Origin of the sequence: Pseudoflavonifractor sp. AF19-9AC (genome assembly GCF_003478995.1) — a bacterium.
Taxonomy (GTDB): domain Bacteria; phylum Bacillota; class Clostridia; order Oscillospirales; family Oscillospiraceae; genus Lawsonibacter.
Genome location: NZ_QUGI01000008.1, coordinates 137907 through 154929, shown reverse-complemented (window position 1 = coordinate 154929; position 17023 = coordinate 137907). Strand labels below are relative to the sequence as shown.

15 protein-coding genes are annotated in these 17023 nt (G+C 60.6%); 12 read left to right on the top strand and 3 right to left on the bottom strand.

The genetic code is table 11. The annotated features are described in order from the left end of the window. A partial coding sequence (locus tag DWX58_RS13575) for an aromatic amino acid ammonia-lyase (protein WP_147382281.1) occupies nucleotides 1-1043 on the bottom strand: 1043 nt, incomplete at its 3' end. 100 nt (nucleotides 1044-1143) lie between these two features. Further along, on the bottom strand, nucleotides 1144-2565 hold the full coding sequence (gene nhaC, locus DWX58_RS13570; RefSeq protein WP_118644689.1) for a Na+/H+ antiporter NhaC: 1422 nt from the start codon (nucleotides 2563-2565) through the stop codon (nucleotides 1144-1146). Nucleotides 2566-2987: 422 nt separating this feature from the next. Here nhaC and DWX58_RS13565 point away from each other — a divergent pair, with 422 nt between their 5' ends. From DWX58_RS13565 to DWX58_RS13555, 3 genes are read left to right on the top strand one after another with little or no spacing between them, the layout of a single operon-like run. Further along, a complete protein-coding gene (locus tag DWX58_RS13565) occupies nucleotides 2988-5249 on the top strand; it encodes a molybdopterin cofactor-binding domain-containing protein (RefSeq protein ID WP_158579296.1) in 2262 nt (753 codons plus the stop codon). A gap of 12 nt (nucleotides 5250-5261) precedes the next feature. Further along, complete coding sequence (locus DWX58_RS13560) at nucleotides 5262-5738, top strand: (2Fe-2S)-binding protein (protein ID WP_118644685.1); 477 nt, start codon at nucleotides 5262-5264, stop codon at nucleotides 5736-5738. After that, nucleotides 5735-6595, top strand: coding sequence for an FAD binding domain-containing protein (locus tag DWX58_RS13555; protein WP_118644683.1), 861 nt, complete (start codon nucleotides 5735-5737; stop codon nucleotides 6593-6595). Before DWX58_RS13560 ends, DWX58_RS13555 begins: the two co-directional genes overlap by 4 nt. A 107-nt stretch (nucleotides 6596-6702) precedes the next feature. Here DWX58_RS13555 and DWX58_RS13550 read toward each other — a convergent pair whose 3' ends face one another. Then, nucleotides 6703-7401: a hypothetical protein gene (locus DWX58_RS13550; RefSeq protein ID WP_118644681.1), complete on the bottom strand. Its 699-nt coding sequence runs from the start codon at nucleotides 7399-7401 to the stop codon at nucleotides 6703-6705. Nucleotides 7402-7619: 218 nt separating this feature from the next. Between DWX58_RS13550 and DWX58_RS13545 the strand changes: the two genes are divergently transcribed. The 9 genes from DWX58_RS13545 (at nucleotide 7620) to DWX58_RS13505 (ending at nucleotide 16997) form a co-directional block, all read left to right on the top strand. Beyond that, a complete protein-coding gene (locus DWX58_RS13545; protein ID WP_118644679.1) occupies nucleotides 7620-8480 on the top strand; it encodes a class I SAM-dependent methyltransferase in 861 nt (286 codons plus the stop codon). 67 nt (nucleotides 8481-8547) lie between these two features. Further along, entirely contained in the window at nucleotides 8548-9222 is a 675-nt protein-coding gene (locus DWX58_RS13540; protein ID WP_118644677.1) for a class I SAM-dependent methyltransferase, read from the top strand. Between the two features lie 29 nt (nucleotides 9223-9251). Beyond that, nucleotides 9252-10109: an energy-coupling factor transporter ATPase gene (locus tag DWX58_RS13535; protein ID WP_118644675.1), complete on the top strand. Its 858-nt coding sequence runs from the start codon at nucleotides 9252-9254 to the stop codon at nucleotides 10107-10109. Between the two features lie 84 nt (nucleotides 10110-10193). Continuing rightward, nucleotides 10194-11057 carry an energy-coupling factor transporter ATPase gene (locus DWX58_RS13530; protein WP_118644673.1) on the top strand — a complete coding sequence of 288 codons (864 nt, stop codon included), beginning with the start codon at nucleotides 10194-10196 and terminating at the stop codon, nucleotides 11055-11057. After that, nucleotides 11058-11867, top strand: a complete 810-nt coding sequence (locus tag DWX58_RS13525) for an energy-coupling factor transporter transmembrane component T (protein ID WP_118644671.1) — start codon at nucleotides 11058-11060, stop codon at nucleotides 11865-11867. It begins immediately after the preceding gene. 11 nt (nucleotides 11868-11878) lie between these two features. After that, nucleotides 11879-12631, top strand: coding sequence for a tRNA pseudouridine(38-40) synthase TruA (truA, locus tag DWX58_RS13520; protein WP_118644669.1), 753 nt, complete (start codon nucleotides 11879-11881; stop codon nucleotides 12629-12631). Between the two features lie 25 nt (nucleotides 12632-12656). Continuing rightward, nucleotides 12657-13826, top strand: coding sequence for a DUF5711 family protein (locus DWX58_RS13515; RefSeq protein ID WP_118644667.1), 1170 nt, complete (start codon nucleotides 12657-12659; stop codon nucleotides 13824-13826). A gap of 32 nt (nucleotides 13827-13858) precedes the next feature. Next, on the top strand, nucleotides 13859-14590 hold the full coding sequence (locus tag DWX58_RS13510; protein WP_118644665.1) for a CvpA family protein: 732 nt from the start codon (nucleotides 13859-13861) through the stop codon (nucleotides 14588-14590). Nucleotides 14591-14681: 91 nt separating this feature from the next. Further along, nucleotides 14682-16997 carry an ATP-dependent Clp protease ATP-binding subunit gene (locus tag DWX58_RS13505; protein ID WP_118644663.1) on the top strand — a complete coding sequence of 772 codons (2316 nt, stop codon included), beginning with the start codon at nucleotides 14682-14684 and terminating at the stop codon, nucleotides 16995-16997. Nucleotides 16998-17023: the final 26 nt, after the last annotated feature.

Genomic DNA, 17023 nt, shown 5'->3' with positions numbered 1-17023 from the left:
CCGCCGGACAGGAACTCGTAGTGGCCGTCGCCCTTGGGGAAGATCAGGGGGTTATCGGTGGCGGAGTTGATCTCCACCTCGATGAGGTGCTTGACATAGGTCAGGTTCTCACGGCAGATGCCCTGAACCTGAGGCATGCAGCGCAGAGAGTACACGTCCTGAACGCGCTCCTGATAGTGGGGGCGCATGATGTCGTAATCCAGGTGCACCTTGCGGGCATCCTCGGTCACGCGCTCGCTGCCCTCCACCAGGCGCATCACGTTGGCAGCAGCCTTGATCTGGCCCTCATAGGGACGGACGCTCTGGATGCGGGGATCAAAGGCGCGGGTCTCGCCGCGGACAGCCTCCAGAGACAGAGCGGTGGTCAGCTCGGACAGCTTGTACAGACGCTCAGCATCGTGGAAGCACAGGCAGGACATGGCAGCGAACATGGTGGTGCCGTTCAGCAGAGCCAGGCAATCCTTGGCCTTCAGCTGGAACTCGGGCTCCATACCGGCCTTCTTCAGGGCCTCCTGGGCGGGCAGCCGCTCACCCTGGTAGAAGGCCTCGGCCTGGGGAACACCAATGAGCACGGAGACAATGTGTGCCATGGGAGCCAGGTCGCCGCAGGCACCCACGGAGCCCTGGAAGGGAACCACGGGGTGCACGCCCTTGTTCAGCATATCAATGAGGCGGTCCACCACAACGATCCGCAGACCGGACACGCCGCGGCAGAAGGCGTTCAGACGCACACACATGGTGGCGCGCACCACTTCCTCGGGGGCGGGGTCACCCACGCCGCCGCAGTGGGACAGGACGGTGCGATACTGGTGCAGGTCGCTCTCCTCAATGGACACCTTGCAGTCCTTGTGCTTGCCCAGACCGGTGTTGAAGCCGTACACAGCGGGAGCGTCCTCGCGCATCCACTCCTCTTCCATGTACTTGCGGACTTCCTCAATCTTGGCGCGGCACTCGGGGGCCAGCTCCACCTGATAGCCGTGGCGGGCTACGTTTACCACATCTTCGATCTTCAGGTCGGTTCCGTTCAAAATTACCTTGTTCATTGATGTCCTACTCCTTTTTATAAATATTCAATATATTTTTCCTTGGCACTGCGTGCAGCCCTACGAATCTGCCCACAGATATCTTTAAACTACTAGCCAATCAGGCAATGATCTCTTCGTCCTTCCGGGAAGGATCAATGTACTCGATAGTCCAGCCACTCCAGATACAGATCAGAGACATAATGGGATTCAGCATAGCAAAGAACATAAAGGGTGCATACTGGGCAGTGGCAACACCCAAGGTACCGAGAATGTAGGCACCGTCCGTGCTCCAGGGGCAGAAGGGGGCACACAAGGTACCAACGTCCTCCAGGATACGGGACAGGTTCTTGGGGTGCAGGTTGCGCTCCCGGAAGCTCTCCCGGAACATACGGCCGGGCAGCACCAGGGCCACATACTGAGCACCGGTGGCGAAGTTGGTGAACAGGGTGGAGAACACGGCGGTGGTCATCAGAGCCTTGTCGCTCTTGGCCACGGTGAGGATTTTCTCCACGATGCTGTGCACCATACCGGTGCGCTCCACAATGCCGGCGAAGGCCAGGGCAATCAAAATCAGAGCAATGGTATCCAGCATGCTGGACAGGCCGCCGCGGTTGAGCAGCTTGTTGATGGCTTCCACGCCAGTGTCCATGCTGACGCCGGTGTAGGTGGAGGCCAGGATCTCAGACAGGTGAGCGCCCTGGAAGATGGCAGCGAAGATGCCGCCCAGCACTGCCACACCGATGAGGCCGGGGATGGCAGGAACTTTAAAGACCACCATCAGCAGAACGCAGATGGGAGGAATGAGCATCCAGGGGCTGATGTTGAAGTTAGCACCCAGAGTCTCCAGGTAGAGGTCGATGGTCTCCATGTCAGCGGAGTCGCCCACCACAGTGAAGCCCATGACAGCGTAGATGATCATGGCGATGATGTAAGAGGGAGTGGTGGTGTACACCATGTGCTTGATGTGGGTAAACACGGTGGTACCGGCCATGGCAGGGGCCAGGTTAGTGGTGTCGGACAGGGGGGACATCTTGTCGCCGAAGTAGGCGCCGGAGATGATAGCGCCGCAAGTCATGCCGGGATTGATTCCCAGACCGGCGCCCACGCCCATCAGAGCCACACCGACAGTACCCATGGTGCTCCAGGAGCTGCCGGTGAAGGTAGATACCAGAGTACACAGCAGACAGGCGGTGACCAGGAAGATCTTAGGGGAAATCCAGGTCAGGCCGTAATAAATCATGGTAGGAACAACGCCGCCCAAGATCCAGGTGCCGATGACCATACCAATAATCAGCATAATCAGGATGGCAGGGGCAGAGGCCTTGATGGTCTCGCTCATGCCCTCTTCCATTTCGCTCCACTTGTAACCGGAGGTTACACCTACGATGGCGGCCACGCCGGCGGCAATCACCAGAGGCATGTGGGCAGAGGTACCAAACTTGATAATTCCAATCAGGATACACGCAAAGGTTGCGACGAAAACAAAAACTGCTTTCCCAAAGCTGACAGGTGCTTTTTTCGTTGCTGTTTTATCACTCATATATTTCCCCTCCAATTAAGAACAATCAATGCGCTAGGTTTGCCGCAAAAAGAAGACCATAGTCTCTCTTTGCTGTAGACCTTATCTTGTCACACATACCTCCTCTTCTTCACTAGGTTTTCCATTTTCACTCCTTCTTTCACAGGCAAGCCCATTATGGATTCCCCTCATCAAAAGAGCGTCAAATCATCTTGCTAAATTATGAAATTTTTATTTTACGCTGTTTTCCGTTGGAGGGTGTGGGAATTCTCCTGTTTTTGCTTCTTCCTTTTCAAATTCTTTCTAATTTCCTAATTTTTCGTTCCATTGTCCTTCTTAATCCTGTTTTGATGCTGTTTTGATGAACTTCTGTCTTTAATAGTTACAAACGGCAACATTCTTATTTCTGCATGCCGCAGTGCAGTTTTATAAGGAGGATTCCAATGGACTATCAATATATTGGAAAAGATATTCCGGTCAATGACTCCAAAGCCAAGGCCAGCGGACAGCTCTGCTATGCCGCTGACCTGCGCCTGCCCGGCATGCTGTACATGAAGCTGTTCCTCAGTCCTGTGGCCCACGGTATGGTTCGTAAGCTGGACGCAAGTCAGGCCCTGGCCCTGCCGGGTGTGGTTCAGGTACTCAGCTATGAGAACACCTCCCATGTACTCTATAACCGGGGGCGGGTGCGGGCCACGGAACAGCTTCCCGATCAGGAGACTCTCTTTACCCGCCACGTCCGCTTTGTGGGCGACCGCATTGCCGCCGTTGTGGCGGAATCCCCGGAGATCGCCCAGCGGGCCGTCCAGCTGATTCAGGCCGACATCGACCCTCTGCCCCCCATTTTTGACCCGGAGCAGGCTCTGGCCGAGGACGCCCGCTCCATCCACGAAAAGGACGGAGTGGTCCGGCTGCCTCTCATCGGCTACGGGGACTACGCCAGTGCCCAGGGCGAGGAATTCTGTCACCACACCTCCTCCCAGCGAGTGAGCCACATCGCCATGGAGACCCACTGCGCCGTGGCTGACTATAAGCCCGCCTCCGACCGCATGACCGTCTGGACGGCCACACAGTCTGTCTTTGGCGCCCGCTCTGCCATCGCCACCATCCTTGGCATGCCCATGAGCCATATCCGGGTGATCAAAACTCCCATGGGCGGTTCTTTCGGCAGCAAGCAGGAGATGGTTTTGGAGCCTTTGGTCGCCTGTGCCGCCAAAATGACCGGCCGACCGGTGATGCTTCACCTCTCCCGTTCCGAGGTAATGCTGTGCACCATGCTCAAGCACCCCCTGGACAGCCACATCAAGGTAAAATTCTCTCCCCAGCGCACCATTACCGGTCTGCAGCTGGACTGTCGGCTGGACGCCGGTGCCTACCAGACCGTCTCCCCGGACTACGCCGGCTCCATCTCCAAAAAGCTCAGCTGGGTGTACAACATCCCCAATGTGGAGTACCGGGCCACCACCGTATGCACCAACACCCCCATCACGGGCAGTTACCGGGGCTGGGGCGGTCCGGAGGCTGCCCTCATCATGGAAAACATGATGAACGCCGCCGCCCGCCACTTCGGAATGGACCCCATTGAGCTTCGCCTGCGCAACATCCTGCCCCCCTACGCCACCAGCCGCATCAACAACTTCTCCCTGGGCAATCTGCCCCTGGAGGACGCCCTCCTTTTGGGCCGGGATCGCTTCCACTGGGAGGAACGGAAGGCCCGCCTGGCGGGGCAGGACCGCTCCGGCCGCTACGTACGTGGCATCGGCATGGCCCTTGCCACCCACACCTCGGGCTACTTCCCCCGGAAGGGAGACTGGGGCACCGTGGTGGTAAAGATGGAGGAGGACGGCTCCGTCCACGTCAACTGCAACGTCCATGACCACGGCTGCGGCGAGGTCATGGTCTTCCGGAGTATTGTGGCCGAGGTACTGTCTATCTCTCCCGATCTGGTGGATCTTCCGGAGGGCGACACCGCCTACAATGCCCTGGACAACGGCTGCTACACCAGCCGCTCCATCTACGTTCTGGGCCGGGCCATTCTGGACGCCTCCAACCTGCTGCTGGAGCAGCTCAAGCGCAACGCCGGAGAACTTCTCCACTGCGCCCCGGAGGAGCTGTCTAGCCAGGACGGCACCCTCTTTGTCACCGCCGAACCCCAGCGCCGGTGCACCTACAGTCAGGTGGCCTACTATGTGGCCGACAAGGGCACGGAGGCCCTGTTCGTCTCCCACACCCACGTCCCCACCTCCAATCCCGGCCCCGCTGCCGCCCACTTCGCAGAGGTGGAGGTGGACACCTACACCGGACTTTGCAAGGTGGTGGACTATCTGGCCGTCCACGATGTGGGCAAGGCCCTGAACCCCGCTCTGTGCCGGGGGCAGGTGGGCAGCTCCGTGCAGCAGGGCATGGGCCTGGTGTTCTGCGAACAGCTGAAGCTGGATCCCAAAACCGGCCGGGCACTCAACGCCGATCTGCAGCGCTACCATGTGGCCCGGGCCTGCGACCTGCCCAATATCGACACCCTGTTTATTGAAAAACCCGATGAGGAGGGCCCCTTCGGTGCCAAGTCCATCGGCGAGGCCTGCTATGTCCCGGTGGCCCCCGCCCTCATCGCCGCCGTCAACGACGCGCTGGGACTGGAGCTGTCCCAGCTGCCTCTGGATCCGGCCCATATTCTGTCCGCCCTGGAACACCGGGACGAGGCATGAGAGGAGATACCCATGATTGTCAATTTTACCTTAAACGGCCGACCGGTCAGCCGGGATCTGCCGCCCCAGAAGCGGCTCATCGACGTGCTGCGTGAGGACTTTCTCCTCACCGGCGCCAAGGAGAGCTGCGGCGAGGGGGAGTGCGGCGCCTGCACCATTTTATTGGACGACAAGGCCGTCCATTCCTGCCTGGTGCTGGCGGGACAGCTGGAGGGCCATCGGGTGACCACCATTGAAGGCCTGGCGGAAAACGGCGAGCTGGACATCATCCAAAATGCCTTTATAGAGCATGTGGCCATTCAGTGCGGCTTCTGCACCCCCGGCATGATTATGAGCACCAAGGGACTGCTGCTGCAGAACCCCGACCCAACGGAAGAGGAAATCCGCATTGCCCTGTCCGGCAACATCTGCCGCTGCTCGGGCTATGTGCAGATTCTGGCCGCCGTACAGGATGCGGCCAAGCAGCTTCGGGAGGTGGCCAAGGCATGACGTTTTTACAGCCCAACACCCTGCCGGAGCTGGCCCAGTGCCTTGGTGAAATGTCCGCTCCGGACTGCCATCTCATCGCCGGCTGCACTGATTTTCTGGCCAAGCGCAACAACACCGCCTGGGATGCCCGGTTGCTTATCAGCCTGGTGAACCTCCCGGAGCTTCAGGACATTCATCTGGACAATAACGTTTTATCCATCGGCGCCGCCTGCACCCACAGCCAGGTGGAGGAACACCTCCTGGTGCGGCAGTACTTTCCCGCCCTGGCCGCCGCCTGCGGCAATGTGGGCTCCAAGCAGGTCCGCAACCGGGGCACCGTGGGCGGCAGCGTGGGCAACGCCTCCCCCGCCGGAGACATCTATCCGGTGCTTCTGGTGCTGGGCGCCCAGGGCGTGGTGCTCAACAGCAAGGAGTCCGTCCGCCGCCTGCCCATGGAGGAGCTGGTCTCCCCCCAAGGCAAGCTGACGCTGGCAGAGGATGAGGCCATCACCGCCTTCGAGCTTCCCCTCCCCGGTCCTGACAACTGCAACGCCTTTGTGAAGCTGGGCGAGCAGGCCCATGTGACCATCGCCAAAATCACTCTGGCGGTCTCCCTGACCCTCCGGGAGGGTAAGACGGAGCAGGTGCGCCTGGCTCTGGGCGCGGTGGCCCGCCGGGCCTTCCTGGCCCGCTCCGCCGCGGCGCTGGAAGGACAACCCCTGTCCCGGGATCTGCTGCCCGCCTTCTTCGCAGCCCTCTCCGCCGAAATTGAGGCCTCCATCCCCAACCGCCCCTCTATGCCCTACAAGCGGCAGGCGGTAAAGGGGCTGGCCGACGATCTGCTGGCCGCTCTGATGGACCAGGCCCAGGCAAAATAGTGCTCTGATTTGCGGTATTCCCCCACCCCAGGTTTGGGTTCTTGACAACGGAAAGACGCCGTCCCCATAGGGACGGCGTCTTTCCGTTTCGTATTCATTTCTTATGCTCAGGGCTCATTCTCCGGGATGGGCATGGGTGCGGCCACCTTGGCCGGGTCCACCTCGGCACAGGTCTGGGCCAGCGCCTCCAGGGCGGAGTCCTGCTCCCCCATAAGGATATTGACCTGCTCCAGACACTGCCCGGCCTTGCCCAGCTGGTCGGCGGCATGGGAGACGGTGGACTCCACCTGGCTGCGCAGGCTGTCAAACTCCCGCTCCACCCGCTGGACCCACTGCTCCATCTGACGGCGCAGCTGGCGGGCCTTCTCCTCTGCCTCATTCTGAATCTCCTGGGCCCGGCGGTGGGCCTCCAGCTCCACCCCGGCGGTGCGCTCCTTCACAGCGGCGTAGGCGGCGGCGTCCGGCTCCAGGGCGGCGATGCGGCTGCGGGCCGCCTCCAGCTCTCCCTTCACCCGGACCAGTTCCTCTCCGGCGTCGTTGGCCTGGGTCAGGCTGGCAGACAGATTGCGGCGCAGCTCCTCCAGCTGGGCGCGCAGCTGCTGGTTTTCTCCGGCCAGGGCATTGAGCCGTTCGCCCTGTTCGCTGAGCTGCTTGCTCTGCCGCTCCCCGGCCTCCTGGGCCTGGGCGAGCTGCTGCTGAAGCTGCTGCTGCTTTTCCTGCTGTTCCTTTGCCGTCTGCTCCAAATAGGCCAGCACGTCCTGGCGCTGAAAGCCGCCAAAGGCGGCGGTACGGAAGAGATGATCCATGGTCGTTATGACTCCTCATTTGTTCTGCCGCCCCGGCGGGGCGGTCCATTTCAGTCGGTTTCCCGTGTATTTTATCACAGGCCGCCGAAAAATACAATCCTTATCCCAGTCCCCGTTTCCCCCCTTTCCCCCGGAAGTTCCGGCAAATTCATTGACTGAATGGGGCTGAAATGATATACTAACTTAGTTTCGATGATAAAATGGTGAGGTGTATCCTGATGTGGTTATCCGATCAATGGACAGACTATGAGCTCATTGACTGCTCCCGGGGCGAAAAGCTGGAGCGCTGGGGGGATCAGCTGCTGGTGCGGCCCGATCCCCAGGCTATCTGGAACACGCCCCGGACCCACCGGGGCTGGAAGGTAAACGCGGGGCGGTATGCCCGCTCCTCCACCGGCGGCGGACAGTGGCAGAACAAGTCCATGCCCGAGCGCTGGACCGTCTCCTACAAGGACCTTACCTTTAATATTAAGCCCATGAACTTCAAGCACACCGGCCTCTTCCCCGAGCAGGCCGCCAACTGGGACTTCGCCCGGGAACAGATCCAGAAGGCCGGTCGGCCGGTAAATGTGCTCAACCTTTTTGCCTACACCGGCGGAGCCACCGTGGCCTGCGCCGCCGCCGGAGCCCACGTGTGCCATGTGGATGCGGCCAAGGGCATGGTCCAGTGGGCCCGGGAGAACGCCAAGAGCTCCGGGCTGGAGGACGCCCCCATCCGCTGGATTGTGGACGACTGCGCCAAGTTTGTGGAGCGGGAGATCCGCCGCGGCCGGCGCTATGACGCCATCATCATGGACCCCCCCTCCTACGGCCGGGGCCCCACGGGCGAGGTGTGGAAGCTGGAGGAGAACCTCTATCCCTTCGTGGAGCTGGTGAGCGGGGTGCTCTCTGACGATCCCCTGTTCATCATCCTCAACTCCTACACCACTGGCCTTGCCCCCAGCGTGGTCACCTACATTCTGGAAGCCCTCATCTCCAAGCGCTTCGGCGGCCACACGGTGTCGGAAGAGCTGGGACTGCCGGTGACTGAGAGCGGTCTGGCTCTCCCCTGCGGCGCCACCGGGCGCTGGACCCGTTAAATAAATACACTTTCCCAACTGCCACCCACGCTTTCCATGCCACAGACATGCGGAAAGGATGATTGTGATGAGCAACTATTATGCGGAAAGCCTCAATTCCCAAAAGTTGTTTCAGGTCTATGACACTGCCCTCCCCCGTGTGCGTCAGTATCTGGATACGGAAATCGACTTTGTCCGGCAGCACCTGAACGGAACGGAGCGGGTGCTGGAGCTGGGGGCCGGCTATGGTCGGATCGTGCGTGAGCTTGCCCCCCACTGCACCCACATTGTGGGCATGGATATTTCTCCGGACAGTGTCCGGCTGGGAAGCGAGTATCTGAAGGGCTGCCCCAATGCGGAGATGGTAGCCATGGACGTGCACCGGATGCACTTTGACGAGTCCTTTGACATAGTGCTCTGCCTGCAGAATGGCCTGTCCGCCATGCGTGCCGATGGGAATACCGTCCGCGAAATTCTGGAGGTACTTTCTCCTGGAGGCACGGCATTTTTCAGCACGTACAGCTCCGGGTTCTGGGAGCACCGGGTGGCCTGGTTTCAAGAGCAGGCAGACAAGGGGCTGTTGGGGGAGCTGGATATGGAGAAAACTCGGGATGGTGTGATCTTCTGCAAGGACGGCTTCCGAGCCACCACCCAAACGCCAGAGGAATATGAAGCTATCGGTCGTCAGTCCGGCTGCTCCTATGAGATTACCTTGGTGGATGATTCCAGCCTGTTTCTCATTCTCCACAAACCAGGGGTATAACCCCACTTTTCCTGATTCTGGAGGGTTTTATGGCAAAGCCAATTATTGAAATCAAGGATGTACATTTCTCCTACACCACCGCCGAGGGTGTGGCCCCCGTGGTGCTGGACGGGGTGACCCTGGACATTGCCGAGGGCTCCTTCGTGGCCGTGCTGGGCCACAACGGCTCGGGCAAGTCCACCCTGGCCAAGCACATGAACGCCATTCTCCTCCCCTCCGGGGGCGCGGTCTATGTGGACGGCATCGGCACCACCGATGAGGAACGCCTTCTGGACATCCGCCGCACGGTGGGTATGGTGTTCCAGAACCCGGATAACCAGATTGTGGCCAATGTGGTGGAGGAGGACGTGGCCTTCGCCCCGGAGAACCTGGGCGTCCCCCCCGAGGAGATCCGCCAACGGGTGGACGACGCTCTGAAGGCCGTGGGCATGTATGAATTCCGGGAGCACGCCCCCCATCTCCTCTCCGGCGGACAGAAACAGCGGATCGCCATTGCCGGCGTCATCGCCATGCAGCCCCGGTGCATCGTGCTGGACGAGCCCACCGCCATGCTGGACCCCATCGGCCGGGCGGACGTGCTGCGCACCATCAAGACGCTGAACCGGGAGCGGGGCGTCACCGTGGTTCTCATCACACACCATATGGACGAGGCCGCCCAGGCCGACCGGCTGGTGGTCATGGCCAAGGGCAAGGTGGTGGCCGACGGCGCCCCCAAGGAGGTATTCCAGCAGGTGGAACACCTGAAAGCCGTGGGCCTCACGGTGCCCCACACCACCGAGCTTCTCTGGCAGCTGCGGCAGGAGGGCTTTGACGTCCCCCTGGACGCCCTCAGCGATGAGGAGTGCGCTCTGGCCCTGAAAACGCTGCTGGACAGCCGCACCAAATAAGTCTGCCCGGCATTTTCTCCCTTTTCATTCTGGGCGCGACCCCTTTGCGGGCGTGTACCACTCTACCATAAGGACGGAATTTCCATGGAAGCAATTCTGGAAACAAAACAGCTTACCCACACCTACTCCGCCGGCACCCCCTTTGAGCGCAGCGCGCTGCAGGAGGTGAACTTCTCCGCCTATGCGGGGGAGTATCTGGGCATCATCGGCCACACCGGTTCGGGGAAATCCACTCTCATTCAGCACCTCAACGGACTGTTGAAGCCCACCTCCGGCCAGGTGCTCTTCCAAGGCGAGGACATCTGGTCCGACCCCAAGCGCACCCGCCGCACCCGGTTCCAGGTGGGGCTGGTATTCCAGTACCCGGAGTACCAGCTCTTTGAGGAGACGGTGTACAAAGACATCGCCTTTGGTCCCAAAAACATGGGGCTGGACGAGCAGGAGATTGACCGGCGGGTCCACGAGGCGGCCTACTTTGTAGGCCTGCGGGACGACCAGCTGAACAAGTCTCCCTTTGAGCTCTCCGGCGGTCAGAAGCGCCGGGTAGCTATTGCAGGCGTCATCGCCATGGAGCCCAAGGTGCTCATTCTGGACGAGCCCACCGCCGGACTGGACCCGGTGGGCGTGGAGTCCATTCTGGGCAACATCCGGGACTACCACCAGGCCCACAATGCCACCATCATTCTGGTCTCCCACTCCATGGAGGAGGTGGCCCGGACCGTGGACCGGCTTGTGGTGGTCAACGACGGAAAAATTCCCTTCCACGGCACCCCCCGGGAGGTATTCTGCCACGGCGCGGAGCTGGAGGCCATGGGCCTGGGTGTACCCCAGATGACCCGGGTGTTCCACCGGCTGAAAGCCATGGGCGTGGACATCGACCCCTCGGTTTACACCATTGAGCAGGCCAAAGCCGCTCTGCTGGCGAAGCTCGGAAAGGGGGAACTGTAAATGGCACTGAAGGACATTACCCTGGGACAGTATTTCCCCGGAAACTCCCTGGTCCACCGTCTGGACCCCCGCACCAAGCTCATTGCGGTGACCCTCTATATTGTCGCCCTCTTCCTGGCGGACTTTTTCGTCACCTACGCCATGATGCTGGTCGTTCTGGCCCTGGCCATCCGCATTTCCAAGGTGCCTCTGCGCTCCATTCTGCGGGGCCTCAAGCCCATCCTCTTTATTGCCATCTTCACCGCTCTCCTGAACCTCTTTTATACCTCGGGAGAACACGTGCTGGTGAAGTTCTGGATTTTTACCATCACCCTGGAGGGCGTATTCAACGCCTTTTTCATGGTGGTGCGCATTATGATGCTCATTGCGGGCACCTTCCTGCTCACCTACACCACCTCCCCCATTCTGCTCACCGATGGACTGGAGTCTCTCCTCTCTCCCCTGAAAAAGCTCCATATCCCCATCCACGAGCTGTCCATGATCATGTCCATCGCCCTGCGCTTCATCCCCACCCTCATTGAGGAGACGGACAAGATCATGTCCGCCCAGCGGGCCCGGGGCGCCGACTTTGAAAGCGGCAATCTGATGCAGCGGGCCAAGGCCCTCATTCCCCTGCTGGTGCCCCTGTTTATCTCCGCCTTCCGCCGGGCCGACGAGCTGGCGGTGGCCATGGAGTGCCGCTGCTACCACGGCGGCGAGGGACGCACCCGTCTGCGCCAGCTGAAGTACCAGGGCCGGGACTACGGAGTTCTGCTCTTTTTCCTGGTCATTACGGTGCTGGTGGGTGTGCTGGGCCACTTCGGACTGTAAGAGGAATGCCAATGGAACGCAACATTGCCCTGAAACTGATGTATAACGGCACGGCCTACCACGGCTGGCAGGTGCAGAAAAACGCCATTTCCGTGGCGGAAACCCTGGAAAAGGCCCTGTCCACGGTGGTGTGTCACCCGGTGAAGTGCACCGGGGCGGGCCGCACCGACGCAGGGGTGCACGCGGAGACCTATGTGGCCAACTTCCGCACCACCTCCACCATTCCCTGCGACCGGATTCCCCTGGCGGTGAACACCCGCCTGCCCAACGACATTGTGGTGGTCAAGGCTACCCAGGTGCCTATGGAGTTCAACGCCATCGGCTCCTGCCACAAAAAAGAGTACACATACCGCATCTACAATTCCCGTCTGGGCAACCCCTTCTACGTGGACCGGGCCTGGTTCTACCCCAAGCATCTGGATGAGACCATTCTCCAGCGGGCGGCGGACCAATTTGTGGGCACCCACGACTTCCGGGCCGTGCGCTCTGTGGGCACCGAGACCCGGACCACCGTGCGCACCGTCTACTACTTCGACGTTTCCCGCCGGGGAGATTTGATAGAGTGTAAGGTGTGCGCCAACGGGTTTCTCTACAACATGGTCCGGGCCATGGTGGGCACCATTGTCTACGCCGGAGAGGGAAAGCTCTCCCCCGAAGACATTCCCGCCATTCTGGACTCGGGCAACCGCACCCTGGCCGGCCCCACCGTCCCTCCTGGGGGGCTCTACATGACCCGGCTGTGGTACGACGAGGACGTGCTGTAACACTCAGGAGATTTGTGAGGACACCATGAAGCGAGAAGCACCGGCGAAAAAGCCAAAAAAACCGAATATTTTCGTCCGCCTGCTTATTCTGGTGATCACCGGCGCCCTTGTGGCGGGCGCTCTGCTGCTGGTGGTCTACCGGGACCGGCTCAACCTGGACGCCTTCAAGCGATGGCTGACCTACCACTCTCTGGAGACCAGCGACACCGGTCAGGCTGCCCCCTTCACCCATGCCGGCGGCGACAAGCTGTCCTTCGCCTATCTGGACAGCGGCATTCTCCTGGCTTCCTCCGCCGGAGCCCACTACTACTCCTTCTCCGGAGATCCCTACGCCGAGGAGGTTCAGGCCATGGACCACCCCGTGCTGTCCGCCTCCTCCAGGGCCGGAGTGATCTACGATGCGGGCGGCCAGTCCCTATTTCTGTTCCGGGAGGGGCAGGAGGCCTTTACCCTGTCTCTGGACGGGGGCGGCGATCTGCTCTCCGCCCGGGTTAATGACAGCGGCTGGCTGGCGGTCACCGCCCAGCAGAGCGGATACAAGGGCGTGGTAACCGTCTACAACGCCAGCGGCAGCGAGGTCATCCAAATCCGTCTCTCCTCCACTTTTGTGGTGGATGCCATTCTGTCCCCCGATTGCCGCACCGTGGCGGTCATCACCATGGACCAGGAGGGCGGCGTCTTCCAGAGCAAGGTCTTGTTCTATCCCGTGGACAAGGAAGAGCCCAGTGCCCAGGCCTCGCTGAACGGAGCGACGGTGCTGGATCTGGACTACGAAAACGGACGGCTTTGGGTGCTGGGTGAAAGCAGCCTGATGACGGTATCCGACGACGGCCAGGAGGTAACCAGCTATTCCTTCGGCCGCTCCTACCTCAAGGGCTGCAGCCTGGACGGAGACGGCTTTGCCCTGCTGCTTCTGGGCGGCTACCGGGCCGGCAGCGCCAACCAGGCCCTCACCATCAACCAGGAGGGCGAGGTCATCGCTCAGCAGACGCTCTCCGGACAGATTCCGGATTTTGACAGTGCAGGCAATTACTGCGCCCTGCTCACCGGCAGTGAACTGACCATTTACACCTCGGATTTCCGGGAATATGCCGTCCTGGACTCCACTCAGGGGGCGCGCTACACCCAGCTGTCTTCCAATGGCTCCGCTCTGCTGGCCGACAGCCAGCAGGCCTGGCTGTATATCCCCAGCTGACCCTACCCCAGGCACATCCAAGGAGGTTTCTCATGCAATATCTGATTTTTGACGCCGTCATTGCCCTGCTGCTGGTTCTGGCCGTGTGGCGGGGCTACCGCACCGGCTTTATTCTCACCTTCTGCGGCTTTTTGGCTATTTTTGTGGCTCTGATCGGAGCGACCGTGGTCTCCAACGTTTTGGCCCAGCCGGTAAGCCAGGCCATCAGCCCTATGATCGAATCCAGCATTCAGCATGCCGTGGAGGAAAAGCTGCAGTCTCCCGACGTCTTTGGATCGGACGACTCCCAGCTGCCTGCTTTGGATTCCAGCCAGGACTCTTCCCAGGAATCCCCTGCGGCTGACCTGCCCCTGCAGGAGATTCTGGATCTGCTGAAGGAGTCCCCTCTCTACCGGGGCTTTGCCGGTGCCCTTCAGACCGCCGTGGATGCCGGCCTGGTTTCTGCCACAGCCAACGCAACCATGATTATCTCCGAGTACATCGCCGGACAAGTGGCACGGATGGTGCTTTTTGTGGTGTCCTTTGTGCTGATTCTCATTCTCTGGTTCTTTGTGAGCCACGCCCTGGATCTGGCGTTCAAGCTTCCGGTGCTGTCTTCCCTCAATCGCTGGGGCGGCGGAGCTCTTGGGCTTTTCAAGGGCGCTCTGCTCATTTATGTGGCCTGCTGGCTTCTGAAGGGCAGCTTCCTTCCCCAGGAGGCCATTCAGAGCACCTACCTGCTCCGTTTCTTCTGCACCTCCAGCCCTCTCACACTTCTTCCTTGATTTTCCCCGGGATATTCATGACACGTTCACAATTGTGGTGTATCATCTCCACCAAATGAAATCCCTTCTCCTGAAAGGAGCCTGAACACTTATGCAGCCTACCATGTGCAGCCGCTGCGGCAAAAACGTGGCGGTCATCTTTATCACCAAGCTGGAAAACGGGACGACAAAAAACGAGGGTCTGTGCCTCAAGTGCGCCCGTGAGCTGGGCATCAAGCCCATTGACGACATGATGAAGAAAATGGGCATCAGCGACGAGGATCTGGATAACCTCACCTCGGAAATGATGTCCGCCTTTGGCGGGGCCGAGGGCCTGGAAAGCCTGATGAACCAGCCCAAGGGCGACGGCGACGATGAGGAGGACGACGGACGCACCGCCACCTTCCCCTTCCTCAACCAGCTCTTCGGCGGCAATCCTCCCGCCCCCCAGCAGCCCGGATCCGGCGATGGAACTCCGCCGCCCCGCCCGGACAAGGGAGGCGCCCCCAAGCAGCCCAAGCGGAAGTTCCTGGACAGCTACTGCATCTCCCTGACCCAGCGAGCCAAGGAGGGCAAGCTGGACAAATTGATCGGACGGGACCGGGAACTGGAGCGGGTCACACAGATCCTCAACCGCCGTCAGAAAAATAACCCCTGCCTCATCGGCGAGCCCGGCGTGGGCAAAACTGCCATTGCCGAGGGTCTGGCCCAGAAGATTGTTCAGGGCGATGTGCCCTACAAGCTGCTGGACAAGGAGGTCTATCTGCTGGACCTCACCTCCCTGGTGGCTGGCACCCAGTTCCGGGGCCAGTTTGAGAGCCGGATGAAGGGTCTTATTGAGGAGATCCGAAAGCTGGGCAACATCATCCTGGTCATCGACGAGGTCCACAACATTGTGGGCGCCGGCGACGCTGAGGGCTCTATGAACGCCGCCAACATCCTCAAGCCCGCCCTCTCCCGTGGTGAGCTGCAGGTCATTGGCGCCACTACCCTCAACGAGTACCGCAAGCATATTGAGAAAGACACCGCCCTGGAGCGGCGCTTCCAGCCCGTCATTGTGGAGGAGCCCTCCATCGAGGACAGCGTGAAAATCATCGAGGGTATCGCCCCCTACTACGAGGCCTATCACCAGGTCACCGTCTCCCCGGAGATGTGCCGTCTGGCCGTCACCATGAGCGAGCGGTATATCACCGACCGCTACCTGCCTGACAAGGCCATCGACCTCATCGACGAGGCCTGCTCCAATGTCAACCTCCACAACCAGTCCTTGTCCCGTATCAGCGCCATCAACAAGGAGCTGGCCGATTTGGCCAAGGAACGGGAGGTCATGATGGCCGCCGCCACCGAGGAGGCCTACCAGCGTCTGGCCACCATCAAGAGCATGGAGCTGCGGCTGGAGGGAGAGCGGCAGGGTCTTGAGGAGCAAGCTCATCCCGTCCTCACCGAGGAAAACCTGGCCAACGTCATTGAGCTTTGGACCAACATTCCCGCCAGCCGCATTCAGGAGCAGGAGTATCAGCGCCTCTCCAAGCTGGAGGACCGCTTGAAGGAGCACATTGTGGGTCAGGATGAGGCCGTCCACGCCGTGTCCGCCGCCATCCGCCGGGGCCGCGTGGGCATCTCCCCCAAGCACAAGCCCGTCTCCTTTATCTTTGTGGGCTCCACCGGCGTGGGTAAGACCGAGCTGGTCAAGCGCTTGGCCTCCGACCTCTTCGACACGCCCGAGTCCCTTATCCGGTTGGACATGTCCGAGTTTATGGAGAAGCATGCCGTTTCCCGCATCATTGGTTCTCCCCCGGGCTATGTGGGCTATGACGAGGCGGGCCAGCTGACGGAGAAGATCCGCCGCAAGCCTTACTCTGTGGTCCTCTTCGACGAGATTGAAAAGGCCCACCCCGATGTGCTGAACATCCTGCTGCAGATTCTGGACGACGGCCGCATCACCGACGCCCACGGCCGCACGGTGAACTTTGAGAACACCGTCATCGTCATGACCACCAACGCCGGCAGCAACACCAAGGTGGGCAGCGTCGGCTTCGGCCGCACTGCCAACGAGCAGGGCAAGGAGCGGGCTTTGAAGGCCCTCAACGACTTCCTGCGGCCGGAGTTCATCAACCGGGTGGACGAGATTGTCTACTTCAACCAGCTCACGGAAGAAAACTTCAAGGGCATTGCTGTCCTGATGCTCCGGGAGCTGGCCGGTTCCCTGGCCGAGAAGGGCATTGCCTTCACCTGGGAGGAGTCCCTGCTGGACTACCTGGTGAAGAAGTCCTACTCCGCCGCCTATGGCGCCCGGAACCTCCGCCGTCTCATTCAGAAGGAGTTGGAGGACACCATTGCGGTGCGCCTCATCGAGGGCTATGCTCATCCGGTCACCCAGATGACCGCCCTGGCCGACCAGGAGCAAATCCAGCTGTTGGCCACTTGATTTCATCCATGTGCTGCGGGCGCGCC

Coding starts and splice junctions, on each gene's coding strand:
- nhaC (WP_118644689.1), bottom strand. CDS start 2,565: ATGAGTGATAAAACAGCAACGAAAAAAGCACCTGTCAGCTTTGGGAAA.
- DWX58_RS13565 (WP_158579296.1), top strand. CDS start 2,988: ATGGACTATCAATATATTGGAAAAGATATTCCGGTCAATGACTCCAAA.
- DWX58_RS13560 (WP_118644685.1), top strand. CDS start 5,262: ATGATTGTCAATTTTACCTTAAACGGCCGACCGGTCAGCCGGGATCTG.
- DWX58_RS13555 (WP_118644683.1), top strand. CDS start 5,735: ATGACGTTTTTACAGCCCAACACCCTGCCGGAGCTGGCCCAGTGCCTT.
- DWX58_RS13550 (WP_118644681.1), bottom strand. CDS start 7,401: ATGGATCATCTCTTCCGTACCGCCGCCTTTGGCGGCTTTCAGCGCCAG.
- DWX58_RS13545 (WP_118644679.1), top strand. CDS start 7,620: ATGTGGTTATCCGATCAATGGACAGACTATGAGCTCATTGACTGCTCC.
- DWX58_RS13540 (WP_118644677.1), top strand. CDS start 8,548: ATGAGCAACTATTATGCGGAAAGCCTCAATTCCCAAAAGTTGTTTCAG.
- DWX58_RS13535 (WP_118644675.1), top strand. CDS start 9,252: ATGGCAAAGCCAATTATTGAAATCAAGGATGTACATTTCTCCTACACC.
- DWX58_RS13530 (WP_118644673.1), top strand. CDS start 10,194: ATGGAAGCAATTCTGGAAACAAAACAGCTTACCCACACCTACTCCGCC.
- DWX58_RS13525 (WP_118644671.1), top strand. CDS start 11,058: ATGGCACTGAAGGACATTACCCTGGGACAGTATTTCCCCGGAAACTCC.
- truA (WP_118644669.1), top strand. CDS start 11,879: ATGGAACGCAACATTGCCCTGAAACTGATGTATAACGGCACGGCCTAC.
- DWX58_RS13515 (WP_118644667.1), top strand. CDS start 12,657: ATGAAGCGAGAAGCACCGGCGAAAAAGCCAAAAAAACCGAATATTTTC.
- DWX58_RS13510 (WP_118644665.1), top strand. CDS start 13,859: ATGCAATATCTGATTTTTGACGCCGTCATTGCCCTGCTGCTGGTTCTG.
- DWX58_RS13505 (WP_118644663.1), top strand. CDS start 14,682: ATGCAGCCTACCATGTGCAGCCGCTGCGGCAAAAACGTGGCGGTCATC.